Consider the following 14378-nt stretch of genomic DNA (forward strand, 5'->3'; position numbering starts at 1 on the left):
TATTATAAGCTACGGTTTTGAGGTATTGTCAGCAACTTTTAACAAAAATTTCCAATCGGATCTCTTTTTAAGCGGATGCTGAATGGGGTGGGATCCCTTATCGCTGTCTCCTCTTGCCGCTCCAGGCCCAGTCGAGAACCCTGTCCGGGATACCAAGGAAGGGATTATGGTGGAAGGAATCCTCAGGATTGACTACAAAAGTTCACATTCCCCCTTGGGTGGCCTCTGTGCAGGAAGACTTTCGCCTGATTTTGGACATCGTGACGGTGCTGGCGGCAGCTTCTGCCGGGGGATTTTTGGCCTCGGTGCTGAGACAACCCGTACTGTTGGGCTACTTGTTGGCCGGGATCCTCGTCGGGCCGGCGGGGTTGGGCTGGATTAAAGAACTGGTGCAGGTGGAAACCCTAGCCCAATTTGGGGTGACCTTCTTGCTCTTCAGCTTGGGGGTGGAGTTTTCTCTTAAAGAATTGCGCAAGGTGCGGGGGATCGCCATAGGTGGCGGCATCCTGCAAATTAGCCTCACGATTCTGATCACAGCCGTTCTGGCGGTGGTGAGCGGTTGGTTAACGCCGGTGCAGGGCATTTTTCTGGGGGCGGTGCTCTCTCTCTCTTCCACCGCAGTGGTGATGAAAAGCCTGACGGAAACCAACCAGATGGGCACTCCCCAGGCCCAAGCGATGTTGGGGATCCTGATCGTGCAGGATTTGGCGGTGGGGTTGATGCTGGCGGTTTTGCCCGCTTTGGATTATCCCCTTCCAGAACTGGCGGGATCCGTGGGCAAAGCGTTGCTGGAAATTGGCTTGGTGGGGCTGGGGGCAGTGGTAGCCGGTATTTGGCTGGTGCCCAGTTTTCTACGTCTTTTGGCCCAGCAGGAGAGCAAAGAGGTGTTCTTGCTGGGGGTGATTAGCCTCTGTGTGGGCATTGCCCTGCTGACGGATCGCATTGGTATTTCCAGCGAGATTGGGGCTTTCATTGCCGGTTTGATGATCTCGGAGGTGGAATACGCCGATCAAACCCTGGACTATGTAGAACCTCTGCGGGATGTCTTTGCTGCCCTCTTTTTTGCCGCCATCGGCATGTTGATCGATCCCAGCTTTATTGCCAGCCATCTGCTGTTGATCCTGACATTGGTGGGATTGGTGATGGTGGGCAAGTTTCTGATCATTGCCCCATTGGTACGGCTGTTTCGTTACTCCCTCGCAGCGGCAGTGGCGGTGGGATTGGGCCTGTCCCAGATTGGCGAGTTCTCGTTTGTGTTGGCTAGCGAAGGGCAATCTTTGGGGTTGGTGTCGCGGCAAACCTATCTCCTGATCGTCAGTACCACTGCGCTCACCTTGCTCATCACTCCCTTTCTCTTGAAGTTGGCGCCCCGCCTTTTTGCCTGGCTAGAAGGGATCCCTGCTGTTGCCCGTTGGTTGGAATCGGGGGAGCGACCCCGAGCGGTTGCTCCGGATACCCCCGCCCGTGGGCATGTGGTGGTGTGTGGGTATGGACAGGTGGGGCAAGACATCGTGCGGCTGTTGGAGTCCCGTCAGCATGAGCTGCTGGTGATCGACCAATCGGAGCGGGTGGTGCAGCAATTGCGTTCCCGTGGGATCCCTTACTTGTATGGCAATGCTGCCAGTGCGCTGGTGCTGGAAAAAGCCAATCTCCCCCAAGCGCGTACCCTGGTGATTGCCCTGCCGGATCGCATAAGCATCCGCCTTTGCTTGAAACGAGCTCTGGAATTGGCCCCTCAGTTGGATGTGGTGGTGCGAGCCACCCACAAAGAAGACATCGAACAGCTCTACCAGTTGGGAGCAACGGAGGTTGTTCATCCCGAGTTTGAGGCCAGTCTGGGGTTGTGCAGCCATGTGCTGCTGGAATTGGGAGAACCTCTGGCCATCATTCAGCAGGAGATCCTGGCGATTCGCAACAGCCATTACCGCGATCTCCGCCCTTTGCATCCCAGCTGTTTGATCCCCACCCCCCTCAGCTGGCTGACGCAGCAAGCTGCCCTTTCCTCCTCCCCAGAAGCCCCTGCCAACAGCAACGGCAGCCATGGCAGTACCAAACCGGCATCCCACTTGGCTTGGTGGGAACATTGGCAACGCCCTGCCCACTACCACTAAAGGAACCTCCCCTTTGCGGGGATGGCTCTCCGGGCCCCGCTTAGCGGGATCGGATCCCTGGTAGGATACGGAAGAAAAAGTGAAGACCCTCCTCGCTTCAAGGACAGGACGATTATGGCCAAGCAAACACTGGGATCCCTGCTGTCATCCGGCTTCGATTTGACAGGCAAACGAGTGCTCGTGCGGGCCGATTTTAATGTCCCTCTGGATCCTGAAGGCAACATCACCGATGACACCCGCATTCGGGCCGCCTTACCCACCATCCAAGCTCTCATCAGTGCCGGGGCACGGGTTATTCTCACCAGCCACCTAGGCCGTCCCATTAAAAAAGACAAAGAAACTGGTGCCATCAAAATTACCCGTGAGGGCAATAGCCTTACCCCCGTGGCCGGTCGTCTCTCCGAACTGCTGGGTCAGTCAGTTGCCTTTGCCCCCGATTGCGTTGGCCCTGAGGCTGAAGCCGTAGTGAATGGCCTAGAGAACGGACAAGTGGCTTTGCTGGAAAATGTCCGTTTTCACCCTGAAGAAGAAGACAACAACCCCGAATTTGCTCAGCAGTTGGCCTCCCTCGCCGACCTATTTGTCAACGATGCCTTCGGTACAGCTCACCGCGCCCATGCTTCTACAGAAGGGGTAACCGCATACCTCCAGCCCTCTGTCGCCGGCTATCTGGTGGAAAAAGAATTGCAATTTCTCTCCGGGGCCATCGACAATCCCCAGCGCCCCCTAGCAGCAATCATCGGTGGCTCCAAAGTCTCTAGCAAAATTGGTGTCATTGAAGCCCTGTTGGAAAAGGTGGATAAACTCCTCCTGGGTGGCGGCATGATCTTCACCTTCTACCAAGCCCAAGGGCTGAAAACCGGCAAATCCTTGGTGGAAAGCGACAAGCTGGATTTGGCCAAGTCCCTGATGCAGAAAGCCCAAGAGCGTGGGGTGGAGCTGTTGCTGCCGGTGGACGTCGTGGTAGCCGACAAGTTCGACAAAGATGCCGAGGCCCAAACCGTTGCCATTGATGGCATCCCCGACGAATGGATGGGTTTGGATATTGGCCCGGAATCCGTCAAGGCGTTTCAGGCCGCCCTGCAAGGGTGTAAAACCGTGATTTGGAATGGGCCAATGGGCGTGTTTGAATTTGATCGCTTTGCTGTTGGTACAGAAGCCATTGCCCGCACCCTCGCGGATTTGACCCAAGCCGGAGCCATCACCATTATTGGCGGTGGGGATTCTGTAGCAGCGGTCGAAAAAGTGGGTTTGGCCAACCAAATGACCCACATCTCCACAGGTGGTGGAGCAAGCCTAGAACTGCTAGAGGGCAAAGTGCTACCCGGCATCGCCGCACTCACAGAAGCCTGAGTCGGCCTGAGTCGATAGAGAAACCCCAGAAACAAAAAATAGGGGCTGAATTTAGCCCCTTTCGGAAACCTTCGCCGTAGCGATACTAAGACGGGATCCGGCTTAGTGCATCACCACTTTGACGTTGGCATTGTTCAAGCCAGGACGCTTCACTTCCGCCAAGGTTTTGTTGACGGCGTACTTCTGGTTGATGGAGTTGATCAACTCAGTTTGGTTGTGCTTCTTGGCCACGCCCCAGAGATCGGCAATCAAATCAAAGGAACCATCGGGGTTCTTGGACCAGCCCAGATCGTAGTCGCCTTCCAATTGGGCCACGATGTCGGCACGAACGCGCTGACCATTGTAGCCACGCACATCGGCGCCAAGCTTGACGCTGTAGCCGAGATCGCGCAGGGAGTTTTGCAGGATTTGGGCATCCGTGATCTTGGTGCGCAAGGTGCTAAAATGAGACATGGTGTTTCTCTCCTGTGTTTAGGGTTTGGAACATCGACACACAATAACGAGCAACGCTCTAGCAGGGAAATGTAGCCTGTGCCTTTTTTGCCTGTAGCTAAGCAATGTTGGCTGTGCTTACCTCCTTGCTAGAACTCCAGCCGCTGGTACTCGGCCACAGAGGCTGCTGCTGGCCGAGCCCGCTGCTGGGCCCATTCCCTCAACGCTACCACCTGCTCCATCATGGTGCGGGATAGCGGCTGAGTTGCTTTCGTTGCTGCCAAAATGTCCAGCTGCGTAAATTCGCGATTCTGGGCAAAGGCTTCGTACATGGCAGCAATCAAAACTTGTTCAATCTCTGCGCCAGAAAAACCCTCACAGGCCACCGCCAGCTGGCGCAGGTCAAAGCGGCTAATGTCGCGCCGCCGCTTTTTCAGGTGAATTTCCAGGATCTCCATCCGCTCAGTGGTGTTGGGCAGATCCACAAAAAAGATTTCATCAAAGCGACCCTTACGCAGAAATTCCCCTGGTAGACGATCCACTCGGTTGGCGGTTGCCATCACAAACACTGGGGAACGCTTCTCCTGCATCCAGGTCAAGAAAGAGCCGAAGATACGGCTGGAGGTGCCCCCATCGGAATCGCTTGATCCGGCAGATCCGGCAAAGGCTTTGTCCAATTCATCGATAAACAAAATGGCTGGGGCCAACGACTCAGCAGTCCGCAGAGCACTGCGCAGGTTGGCTTCCGATTTACCCACTGTGGAGCCATCGTAAACGCGGCCCATATCCAGACGCAGCAGGGGCAAACCCCAAAGACGGGCTGTCGTTTTGGCAATCAAGGACTTGCCACAGCCGGGCACCCCTAAAATGAGCATCCCTTTCGGTTGGGGCAACCCATAGGCCCGAGCCCGCTCGGTAAAAGCCCCAGAACGTTGGGAAAGCCAGCGCTTCAGCTCTTCTAGTCCCCCAACGGCATCAATGGTTTCGTCTTCTTCGATGAACTCCAGAATGCCATTGCGACGGATCAGCTGCTTTTTCTCGGAGAGGACGATTTCAACTTCTGCTTCGCTGAGGCGACCGTGCATCACCACGGCCTTGCGGTACACCTTTTCCGCTTCATCTTGGGTCAGGCCAAGGGCGGCTTTAACCAGCTTCTCACGGGTGTCGGGGGTCAGGGATCCAGAACGGGGCGTTTGTTCCAGTTGGCGATTCAGGGTGCGCTCGAGGGTGGCCATATCCGGTAGAGGGAAATCCACCACACAGATGTCTTTCTCCAGCTCTACCGGCACCACTTGCACCGGCGACATGAGGAGGATGGTTTTGTGGGATCCCTTGAGGCTGAAGATGGCATCGCGGATCCAACGCTTCACCTCAGTATTGTCCAGGAAGTCGTGCAGATCCTTAAAGACACAAATGGCGGGATCCTTTTGCTCCATCACCCACTGAATGGCAGGCTGGGGGGACTGAGTATTGTGCTGGGTGAGGCTGCGGGGGTTGCCGTACTCGACAATGCCGTGGGTGACCGTCCAGATGAACAAGCGCCGCTGGGGCTTAAGGGCGCGGGCAATCGCTGCCAGGGCTGCTTCCGCCCGTTCCTCCTCGGGGGTGAGCAGGTAGAGCAGTGGGTATTGAGCTTGAATCAGGATGTCTAGCTCTTGCATGGGAGGCACCAACTGCACAAAGGAGAATCTGGGGGGCAACAGGGGACGATCAGGGGGAGACAAAAGGTGGATTTCAGTTTGGCTTGCTCCTGAGATGTCTTTTGTGTCGTGGACTGCTGTTATCACTCAATTTTGCAAAAAATGGCGATTGCTTGAGGAATCTTGCCGGAAACTTAACAAGGCACCAAAGCATCTTGCCGCTGCTCCCCTGAACTGGGGCTGGCAGGGGTGGATCCCCAATATTCCGGCTCAACCTCCTCCAAGATGGCGTCGCTGGCCGACTGCTTGTGTAGAGAAGTTACCTCCCCATCCCGGAGGACAAAAGGATGACTACACTCGGGGCACTGGTGAACACGGTAGGCACTCCCCTGAACTCCCTCAATCACCTCAGGGTGTAACAGGTAAAAGCTCAGGGCCTTTTCGGCTACCGCTGACATGGGTTCCCGCTCAACGGCTGCCCGAATCTTCAGATCCCGATGCAGATCCGGTGAGAGATACAAGGTCACCTTCTGCTTGGCCTCTCCGCCTTCCACAACCTCTGGCCGATGATTCATGGCTAACCGCTTTTCTTGTCATATGCCGGACTTGCGGCCCATCATAGCCAGCTTGCCCGCTTGACGGCAAGTTTGTAACAATCGGTAATATTTGCCCCTCTGATGGGATCCCCCGGCAAAGGAGGAGGTTGAATAGGAGGGAAAATAGGGATCCCAGCCACGGGTGATGGTTTTCCCTAAGTGCAGAATCTATGCCAGGATCCAAGTCAGCCATCTTTGAACTGTGCTTGACCCCTGATGGGAGTAAAACCGTATGGAACGTCTGATCAACACCTTTAGCAAAAATCTCTCCGCCTGGGGGCGACGTGCTCTGGTGCAAACCAGCGATGGCTTCGCCAGCCTGAAGGGGATTGCCTTGGACAATGGCAATGTGTTGCTCAGCAAAGCTCGGATTGCCCTTGCAGATGCTAGCTCTACAACCCTACAGGCCCTTCAATCCCGTTTTGGCTCCCGTCGCTGAAGGCCCCCGCCCTAGAAATCTGCCTATCCTCCCAGATCTTGCAGGCGATAGAGGTTGGCATAGATGCCATTAAGGGCCATCAGCTCAGCATGGGATCCCTGTTCTTTAAGTTCCCCCCGTTGCAGGACCAAAATTCGATCCACATCGCGGATGGTGGAGAGGCGGTGGGCAATGATGATGGCGGTGCGATCCCGGAGCAAGGTTTCTAGGGCCGACTGGATCAGGGCTTCTGTCCCCACATCCAAACTGGCGGTGGCCTCGTCCAACACTAAAATGTTCGGATTCCGCCACATGGCCCGCACAAAGCTGATCAGCTGCTTTTGGCCGCTAGACAAGTTGCTGCCCCGCTCCCGTACGGGTGTGGCATAGCCTTGGGGTAAATCGCAGATGAACTCGTGCAGGTTGAGCCGACGGGCGGCCTGCTCCACCTCCGCCAGACTTCCTCCTTCCCCAAGGGTAATGTTTTGCTGGATATCCCCAGAAAAAAGAAATCCATCCTGTAGGATCACCCCCAGCCGTCGGTGCAGTTCGGCTTGGGCAATCTCCCGGATATCCACACCGTCAATGCGGATGGATCCCTGGCTGACATCGTAAAGACGACACAATAGGCGGATAATCGAGCTTTTCCCGGCTCCAGTCGGCCCCACCAATGCCACTTTTTCCCCAGGGTGAATCGTAAAGTTGAGATTTTTCAGCACCCATTCATCGCCGGTGTAAGCAAAAAAAACATTCTCAAAGCGCACTTCCCCTCCTCCCGAAGGAGGTAGGGGACGCGGTTGCAAGGGATCCCGAATGGCGATCGGTAAGCGGAGAATGTTATCAATCCGCTCGACGGCAGTAAACCCAGACTGCAAGGCGGTGAATTTTTCCGCCAACTGCCGCAGCGGGTTGAAAAACCGCTGGGAAAAGAGAATAAAGGCATACAAACTACCGAAGGTCAGGGGTTCACTCGGGGTAGGCAGGGATCCCCCCAACCCTTCTCGTACCATCCCTGTCCCGGCGGTGATCACCTGCTGTCCCCCCACCCAGAGCAGGGCTGCTACCGCTAGCCAGGAGACCCACTCTAAAATGGCCGACAGGGCCGAGTCGTAGAGAATGGTTTGATCGACTTCGTGGATGTAGCGCTGGTTGATGGTTTGAAAAATTTGACCGTTCAGCCGTTCTCGCCGAAACAGTTGCACCACCGTGATGCCCAGAATGTTCTCCTGGATCCAAGAATTGAGTTTAGAGAGTTCCTCCCGAACCCGGAAGTTGGCATCCCGGAAGCGGCGCTGCAACCAAACCACAAGGGCAGCAATAGGGATGACGATCAGAATCAGAAGCAGGCCCAGATCCCAACGCTGACTGAGCATCACCACCGCGATCACCCCCAGGGTAAAGAGGTCACTGACAATCCCCACGGCCCCGGTGGAAAAGACATCTCCCAATGCCTCCACATCGCTGGTGATGCGGGTGATCAACTTGCCCACTGGGGTGCGATCAAAAAACTGGGCCGGCAAAGCAAGGATATGGGCAAACAGATCGTTGCGGATATCCCGTGTCATCAACTGGCCCAACTTCTGGCTGCTATAGCCCTCCAAAGATTGAAACCCCCAGCGCACTAAGACTGTCAGGATCAACAACGCCACATAGGGCCAAAGGCCGGAGAGGATCGCGTCCCCTCGTTCCACTGCTTGAGCAATGGGGCCATCCAAGGCCCGCTGCAAGATCAAAGGCTGTACTGCATCCGCCAAAGCCAGCGGAGGCAAAAAGGCCAAAGCTGCCAGCAACAACTTCAGATGCCGACGGGCATAAGGCCAGAGAATCCGTAGCAGTCGCCAATCACTTTCCCGTTGAGGTTGGGGATCCGAACCTAAGGCAGCATCTGGAGGAGTCGCAGCAGTCACAGGGGCACATCCAAAACAAAGGGATTGGCATACGGATCCACTCTACGCGCTCAACCCCCTAGAATTCACCGTCAACCAGAGCAGAGGATTGATTCCACCTTGAGTATGGGTATCCCTGGGAATGCAAGGGATCCCTTTGACCCTTGATTGAGAGTCTAGGATTGTGCAGCATAAAAAGCTCCGTTTCAACCCTGAGTCCAACTCACGGAGTGGAATGGCTGTGGGAATGTCCGTGACTGTGGCCATGACCCTGCCCATGAGCATCGGCTCCACCTGTCAGCCTTAGCAAAGGAGCGGGTTCGGGCAAATTATGGGGATCCTCTCCCGGCTGAGCCACCTGAATCCAGTGAGAGATACCCTCTTCGCACTCTTGCACCACCGGGATCGGGATGGTCTCGCCGGGCCGATCCGGTAACTTGAGGCTGATGCTGAACTCGTGCATAAATTCATCCGGCAGGGGGCCACCGCTCCAGATCACCTCAGCAACGGTTTCTGTGATCATCCGTCCATGAGACTCGTAGGGAGTTTCCAGTGGTTTTTTCACAGTCTCGATTTCCCAGAGAGGATGTACCATCGGCTGTACAGAAGTCGCTCCCTCTGGGATCTGGACCCGCAAGCGGGTGGTCGGGGATCCATCGCAACCATGGGGAACACGAAAGGTTAATTTGGCATAGCTGCCTGCCGGTGCCTCCTTGGGATTGACCGTGACGTGGGCAAAAGCGGGGGAAAGGGCTAGAAGAGCCGAACCGAACGTCAGAGTGAACTTCGTTCCCAAGGACAGACCCTTTTGCAACTGTGACATATCAATACCTCAACTGCGACATATCAATACCTCTCTGTGTTGATTCCAAATCTTTTCCCAAAAATCTTTCTCAAATCTGGATTTAGGGATGATGGTGATGGTGGGATCCCTCCGACTCGACCACACTCATGCTGTGGTGCCCCCAACTGGATAGGCCCATGGACACCAACCCAGCGCTGACCAGGCCCATGGACACCAACCCAAAGGACAAGGCCCCCATCGCGACCAAGCCAATCGAAACAATCCCGTGGGTAACGACCCCGATGGCAACAATCCCGTGGGCAGAAATGCCAACCGCCACCAAGCCATGCGCTCCCACCCCCACAGACAAGATTTTGCGGGGGGATCGCTCTCCCTCGGAGCGGCTTTCCGGAAGCAAAATCGGATCCCTAGCCATCAGCTCTTACTCCAGTTGTGCTCTGCCCGATCCAAAACGTAGGCTGCTACAGATTCGATCTCTTCCGGTTTGAGGGTCTTGCCAAAAGCAGGCATGGCTCCCTTCCCTTTCGTGACCTGAGCTTGGATCAACTCCGGCGTATCCACGTGGTACTCGTGAAGAGCATCCAGAAAGAGAGTTTTCGCTGCCACCAAAGAATTGCGTCCGCCCAAATGGCACCCGATACACTTGGCTTGAAAGACTTTGGCACCTAGGGCTAAGTCGGGCTCAGCGAAGGCCCCTTGTGGGTCGAGAAGGGCAATAAAACCCAACAGCAGAAGCACTCCAAAGATCTTAATAATCGGTTTGATAATTTTGATGATCGGTATTTTGAGCATCGTTCTGACCGTAAAAACAGGGCAAAGTTGGTACAAAGGCAACACCCAGAAGAGAAAATCTGAGACTTACCGGCAGTCATTGTCTCAAGCCGGCCCAGAGGGGTCAAAAGACAGCCTGTCAACCTCACCCCGGATACCATAGGGTCAGAATCTCGATCGTGCTCCGCACGACCCGCAGGATCATCGAGTCCATGAGCGGTCTGCCCCCCGATACGATTCATCTGGTGCGCCAAAAGGCCGATCTCGTCGAGGTGGTGGCCGAAAAAGTGGTGCTACGCAAGCAGGGTAAAAATTTTGTTGGGCTATGCCCCTTCCACAATGACCGCAAACCCAGCTTTCAGGTCAGCCCCAGCAAACAGATCTATAAGTGCTTCTCCTGTGGTGCCGGCGGGGATGTGCTGCGTTTTGTCAGCCAAATGGAGCATCTCTCCTTTGCCGAGGCAGTGCGCAAGTTGGCCCAGCGCTACCATGTGCCCCTCCCCGAGGGATCCCGGCAGGAGCGACAAGCCTACGAACGGCAACTTTCCCACCAAGAAAAGCTGCTGGAGATCCTGGCCTTAGCCGCCGACTTTTATCAGCATGCCCTCCGATCCCAGGTCGGAGCTGCTGCCCGGCAATACCTATACAGTCGCCACCTGAGCGAAGAAACCCTGCAGAAATTTCAGGTTGGCTTTGCCCCGCCCGGCTGGCAATCTTTATATGAGTACTTGGTTAATCAAAAGCGCCAACCGGTCAAGCTGCTGGAAGATGCCGGATTGTTGGTCGCCCGTCAACAGGGATCCGGCCATTATGACCGCTTCCGACACCGGATCATGCTGCCCATTTTTGATGGGCAAGGCCGGGTGATCGGGTTTGCTGGGCGTGCCCTCGGGGATGAGCACCCCAAGTACCTCAATTCCCCTGAGACCGAACTCTTCAACAAAAGCCAGGTGGTCTATGGTCTGAACTTTGCCCGCGAGGCCATTCTCAAAGCGGATCAAGCTTTGGTGGTGGAAGGGTATTTTGACGTGATGGCTCTGCATCAGGCCGGGATCCAACAGACGGTGGCGGCCATGGGTACAGCCCTCACCCCGCAACAGGTCAAGACCTTACTGCGCTACACCGAGTCCAAGCGCCTCATTTTTAATTTTGATGCCGATCGGGCCGGATTGAATGCGGCAACTCGGGCCATCGAGTCGATTGAAGAGCAGGCGCGGCGAGGAGAAGTGGAACTGCGCATTCTCACCCTTCCCGCTGGTAAAGATGCGGATGAGTTCCTGCGGGAGCACCCGGTTTCTGAATTCCAAACCTTACTGAATCAAGCCCCCCTTTGGCTGGATTGGCAAATTGAACAGGTGCTCGCCGGTCGAGATCTGAGTCGGGCCAGCGACTTTCAACAGGCCCATCAAGCCTTTGTGCGATTGCTCGCCGGGTTGGGGGGGCAGTGGCGTTCGCTCTACTTACACCGAGTGGCCGAGTTACTCAGTCGGGGCAATGGTCGCCTCAGCCGCGATTTGGAAGAAGAACTGCGCCGGGGGGTACGACAATATCGTTGGGCCAAACCGGAACAACCTTCTCCCGCCAAGGGATCCAAACTCTTGCAATCGGAATCCCATCTGCTACAAATTTTTCTGCATTTTTGCGAGTACCGCCGTGAAATTCGGGAAGCTTTATTGGAGCGGGAATTGCAATTTAGCTTTCGCCCCCACCGGGATCTGTGGCAACGGATTTTGGAGCTGGTCTATGCTCAGCCGGAGCTGGAAACCCAAGAAGAACCTTTGCTCACAGCCTTGCGCACCATCTGTGCCCATGATGAACAGCTCAACGAGCGTCTCAGCCACTTGCTCTGGTTGGACGAGAATACCCGTGTGGCCTTGATGCGACCGCGGATTGTGGTGCGGGCTGCCATTGCCAACATGGAGCTGGAAATTCGCCAGAAACGGTATCGCTACTGGACACAACTGTGGGATCAAGCTTTTTCCGAAGGCAATACGGCCCTAGCTGCCCAGTACCAAGCCAGCATTCAACAGGAATACCAAGCGATTCAGTCTTTGCAACGGGATGTGCAACTGAGCCTGGAAGACATGCTAGAAACCCCGCTAGCTGAAGACTGGATTTGAGGATCCGTTCAGGAGTATCCGTTCAAATCTCACCAAATCGCCCTGGAGATAGGCTAGGGATCCATTCATCTGCTTGCCCATAAGCGGATTGAGCAAAGCGGCGGGCCAAAACCGGGACGACGGCTAAGGGATTGCTGAACCCTGAAAACAGTTGCAACCCTTCCCATCCGGGCAGGGATCCCACCAAAGGCTGTTGATCGCCACTGAAGGCCACCAAACAGTGATACCACTGGCCGGGGAGGTGGGCCAATTTGGGCAGGTAGCGACCGGCCTGTTCCCGAATTTGCGCTTCACTGGCGGCGCCATCTACGACCGCATAGGGATCCGTCAACACACGGCTGATCTGGCCCATACGAATGCTGCCATCGGCAAATTGCAATACCCCCGCATCCAAAATCGGTGGGCAGGGTTCCTGCCCCGGTTCATCCCAGAGGGGAATCCGGTCGGGGCGGGTGGATCTCTGTTCCAGTTCAAAGCGTTGCGCAGGTGCGCTCATCACCAGCGCCTGCAATTTCAAGTCGGTGGGATTCAACTCCACCGACTCGGCATGGGTGAAGTAGATGGGCACTCGGATCCCGGCTTGGCGCAACAAAGCCCGTGTCCAACCCCCGGCGCACACCACCACCTGGGCCGCTCCGTGCAAAACTTCTCCCATTTCGACCCCGACAACGCGATCCCCTTGCTTGCACAAGCCTGTAACCGTTCCGGTTAAAAGGGATCCCCCCAATCGTTGAAACGCCTTTTGAAAGGCGAGTGCCGTCAGGAAGGGGTTAATGTGCCCATGGCTGACCCAGAGGACTTGCTCCAGAGCTGCCGGATCCAGCAGCGGTTCCAGTTCACAGGCCGCCTCTACAGAAATGCGTTGGGGTGGGATCCGACAGTCGGCCATATCCGCCTCCACCCCATCGGCATCGTAGCCAGGGGCAATTGGCATCAGCAAATCCAGCTCGCGGAACTGGATATCGGCTTCGAGTTCTTCCGATAGGGTGCGATAGCGTTGGATCCCTTCTTCGCCTAGAGCCTTGAGCATAGGCGTTTTGCCTGCCCAATGGGCCAGTCCACCGTAACTGTAGCGGGTCGCCCCATTCAGCACCGCATCTTTTTCAACCAGCAGTACGGCTCCCCCTTGGCGAGCCAGTTCATAGCTGAGAGCTGCCCCTGTGATCCCACCCCCGATGACAATCCAGTCGTAGTTTGCCATAGCCTTACTCTTTGCTGAAGCGCCCATTATTGTTGCCGCAAAAAGGGTGAGTTTAGGGTATCGGACATGGCAGAAACGGGATCCCTGTCTCTCCTCCTGGCGGATACTGGTCATGATTGAAGGATCCGAGTAGGAGGGCCAATCATGAGCGAATTGCTGCAAACCATTAACCGTAGCCTGCTGGAGTTGGTGGGCCGAGGCATCGAGCTGTTGCCGGGCTTTTTGATTGCTGCTGCCATTCTCTGGGCTACCCGCTACGGCATGCAAGGGATCCGTCGTTTGGTGAGTTCTGCCGCTGCCCGTTGGATCCCCAGTCCCTCTCTGCAATTGCTGTTGGTGCAAACCAGTCAGGTGGGAGCTTGGGTGATCGGGATCCTGGCTGCCAGCGTCGTTGCTTTTCCAGATTTACGCTTGGGAGATTTGATCGGGCTATTGGGTTTGGGGTCAGTGGCGGTTGGTTTTGCCTTTCAAGATATCTTCAAGAACTTCTTGGCTGGCGTGTTGTTGCTTTTGAACGAACCCTTTCGGCTTAACGATCAAATTGTCGTTGGAGATTTTGAAGGCACTGTTGAAGAAATTAACATCCGCTCCACCCAAATTCGCACCTACCAAGGGGAGCGCGTGGTTATCCCCAATGCCATGGTATTCACCAGCCCGATCACGGTTTTAACGGATCGCCTCTATCGCCGCACTGATCTGGAAATCGGCCTTGACTACAACACGCCTCTTGCCCGTGGACTACAGGTGTTAGGGGAAGCGATGCAGGGGGTAGAGGGGGTGTTAGTGGATCCCCCTGTTGAAATCGACATTGTTGGATTTGGGGATAGCTCGATTGATTTTGTCGTGCGCTACTGGACTCGGCCCCGTAAACCAGAGGTGCGCCTTGCTCGTACCCAAGTGATGATGGCTCTTAAACAGGCTTGTGATCAGGCAGGACTGATCATTCCCTATCCGATCCGCACCGTCTATATGTTTGACCAAGAGGTGTTTCAGGATCACACCCCCAATCCCAAAGCTGCCTAGGGATCCCTGCTGGTGCTGGAAC

Annotated in this window: 13 protein-coding genes; 5 read left to right on the forward strand and 8 right to left on the reverse strand. The window is 55.6% G+C overall.

Annotated elements, in window-relative coordinates:
- Nucleotides 1-227: 227 nt before the first annotated feature.
- Both JX360_RS05400 and JX360_RS05405 read left to right on the forward strand, forming a co-directional pair.
- On the forward strand, nt 228-2111 hold the full coding sequence (locus tag JX360_RS05400) for a cation:proton antiporter (protein ID WP_244349637.1): 1884 nt from the start codon (nt 228-230) through the stop codon (nt 2109-2111).
- Between the two features lie 114 nt (nt 2112-2225).
- Nucleotides 2226-3464 (forward strand): phosphoglycerate kinase, encoded by a 1239-nt coding sequence (locus JX360_RS05405; RefSeq protein ID WP_244349578.1) that lies wholly within the window; start codon nt 2226-2228, stop codon nt 3462-3464.
- A gap of 102 nt (nt 3465-3566) precedes the next feature.
- On the opposite strand, the gene JX360_RS05410 is transcribed toward JX360_RS05405, so the two are convergent.
- The 3 genes from JX360_RS05410 to JX360_RS05420 all read right to left on the reverse strand — a co-directional run bounded on the left by JX360_RS05410 (nt 3567) and on the right by JX360_RS05420 (nt 6111).
- On the reverse strand, nt 3567-3917 hold the full coding sequence (locus JX360_RS05410; RefSeq protein ID WP_244349579.1) for a DUF1257 domain-containing protein: 351 nt from the start codon (nt 3915-3917) through the stop codon (nt 3567-3569).
- 128 nt (nt 3918-4045) lie between these two features.
- Nucleotides 4046-5557, reverse strand: a complete 1512-nt coding sequence (gene ycf46, locus JX360_RS05415; RefSeq protein ID WP_244349580.1) for a stress-responsive protein Ycf46 — start codon at nt 5555-5557, stop codon at nt 4046-4048.
- A gap of 173 nt (nt 5558-5730) precedes the next feature.
- A complete protein-coding gene (locus JX360_RS05420; protein ID WP_244349581.1) occupies nt 5731-6111 on the reverse strand; it encodes a slr0373 family blue light stress response protein in 381 nt (126 codons plus the stop codon).
- A 253-nt stretch (nt 6112-6364) separates the two neighbouring features.
- On the opposite strand from JX360_RS05420, the gene JX360_RS05425 reads away from it, so the two are divergent.
- Nucleotides 6365-6571 carry a hypothetical protein gene (locus tag JX360_RS05425; RefSeq protein WP_244349582.1) on the forward strand — a complete coding sequence of 69 codons (207 nt, stop codon included), beginning with the start codon at nt 6365-6367 and terminating at the stop codon, nt 6569-6571.
- Between the two features lie 23 nt (nt 6572-6594).
- Here the strand turns inward: JX360_RS05425 and JX360_RS05430 are convergent, their stop codons facing one another.
- From JX360_RS05430 to JX360_RS05445, 4 genes are all read right to left on the reverse strand, one after another.
- Nucleotides 6595-8457 (reverse strand): ABC transporter ATP-binding protein, encoded by a 1863-nt coding sequence (locus JX360_RS05430; protein WP_244349583.1) that lies wholly within the window; start codon nt 8455-8457, stop codon nt 6595-6597.
- A gap of 202 nt (nt 8458-8659) precedes the next feature.
- Nucleotides 8660-9259 (reverse strand): YcnI family copper-binding membrane protein, encoded by a 600-nt coding sequence (locus JX360_RS05435; RefSeq protein WP_244349584.1) that lies wholly within the window; start codon nt 9257-9259, stop codon nt 8660-8662.
- Between the two features lie 82 nt (nt 9260-9341).
- Nucleotides 9342-9656, reverse strand: a complete 315-nt coding sequence (locus JX360_RS05440) for a hypothetical protein (protein ID WP_244349585.1) — start codon at nt 9654-9656, stop codon at nt 9342-9344.
- Complete coding sequence (locus tag JX360_RS05445; RefSeq protein WP_244349586.1) at nt 9656-10033, reverse strand: c-type cytochrome; 378 nt, start codon at nt 10031-10033, stop codon at nt 9656-9658. The genes JX360_RS05440 and JX360_RS05445 overlap by 1 nt, the downstream gene beginning before the upstream one ends.
- 191 nt (nt 10034-10224) lie before the next feature.
- Here JX360_RS05445 and dnaG point away from each other — a divergent pair, with 191 nt between their 5' ends.
- Complete coding sequence (gene dnaG, locus JX360_RS05450) at nt 10225-12132, forward strand: DNA primase (protein WP_244349587.1); 1908 nt, start codon at nt 10225-10227, stop codon at nt 12130-12132.
- Nucleotides 12133-12154: 22 nt separating this feature from the next.
- Here dnaG and JX360_RS05455 read toward each other — a convergent pair whose 3' ends face one another.
- Nucleotides 12155-13333 carry an NAD(P)/FAD-dependent oxidoreductase gene (locus JX360_RS05455; RefSeq protein ID WP_244349588.1) on the reverse strand — a complete coding sequence of 393 codons (1179 nt, stop codon included), beginning with the start codon at nt 13331-13333 and terminating at the stop codon, nt 12155-12157.
- A 144-nt stretch (nt 13334-13477) separates the two neighbouring features.
- Between JX360_RS05455 and JX360_RS05460 the strand changes: the two genes are divergently transcribed.
- Nucleotides 13478-14356, forward strand: coding sequence for a mechanosensitive ion channel family protein (locus JX360_RS05460; protein ID WP_244349589.1), 879 nt, complete (start codon nt 13478-13480; stop codon nt 14354-14356).
- Nucleotides 14357-14378 lie beyond the last annotated feature (22 nt).

Source organism: Thermostichus vulcanus str. 'Rupite' (assembly GCF_022848905.1).
Classification (GTDB): domain Bacteria; phylum Cyanobacteriota; class Cyanobacteriia; order Thermostichales; family Thermostichaceae; genus Thermostichus; species Thermostichus vulcanus_A.

Coding starts and splice junctions, on each gene's coding strand:
- JX360_RS05405 (WP_244349578.1), top strand. CDS start 2,226: ATGGCCAAGCAAACACTGGGATCCCTGCTGTCATCCGGCTTCGATTTG.
- JX360_RS05410 (WP_244349579.1), bottom strand. CDS start 3,917: ATGTCTCATTTTAGCACCTTGCGCACCAAGATCACGGATGCCCAAATC.
- ycf46 (WP_244349580.1), bottom strand. CDS start 5,557: ATGCAAGAGCTAGACATCCTGATTCAAGCTCAATACCCACTGCTCTAC.
- JX360_RS05420 (WP_244349581.1), bottom strand. CDS start 6,111: ATGAATCATCGGCCAGAGGTTGTGGAAGGCGGAGAGGCCAAGCAGAAG.
- JX360_RS05425 (WP_244349582.1), top strand. CDS start 6,365: ATGGAACGTCTGATCAACACCTTTAGCAAAAATCTCTCCGCCTGGGGG.
- JX360_RS05435 (WP_244349584.1), bottom strand. CDS start 9,259: ATGTCACAGTTGCAAAAGGGTCTGTCCTTGGGAACGAAGTTCACTCTG.
- JX360_RS05440 (WP_244349585.1), bottom strand. CDS start 9,656: ATGGCTAGGGATCCGATTTTGCTTCCGGAAAGCCGCTCCGAGGGAGAG.
- JX360_RS05445 (WP_244349586.1), bottom strand. CDS start 10,033: ATGCTCAAAATACCGATCATCAAAATTATCAAACCGATTATTAAGATC.
- dnaG (WP_244349587.1), top strand. CDS start 10,225: ATGAGCGGTCTGCCCCCCGATACGATTCATCTGGTGCGCCAAAAGGCC.
- JX360_RS05455 (WP_244349588.1), bottom strand. CDS start 13,333: ATGGCAAACTACGACTGGATTGTCATCGGGGGTGGGATCACAGGGGCA.
- JX360_RS05460 (WP_244349589.1), top strand. CDS start 13,478: ATGAGCGAATTGCTGCAAACCATTAACCGTAGCCTGCTGGAGTTGGTG.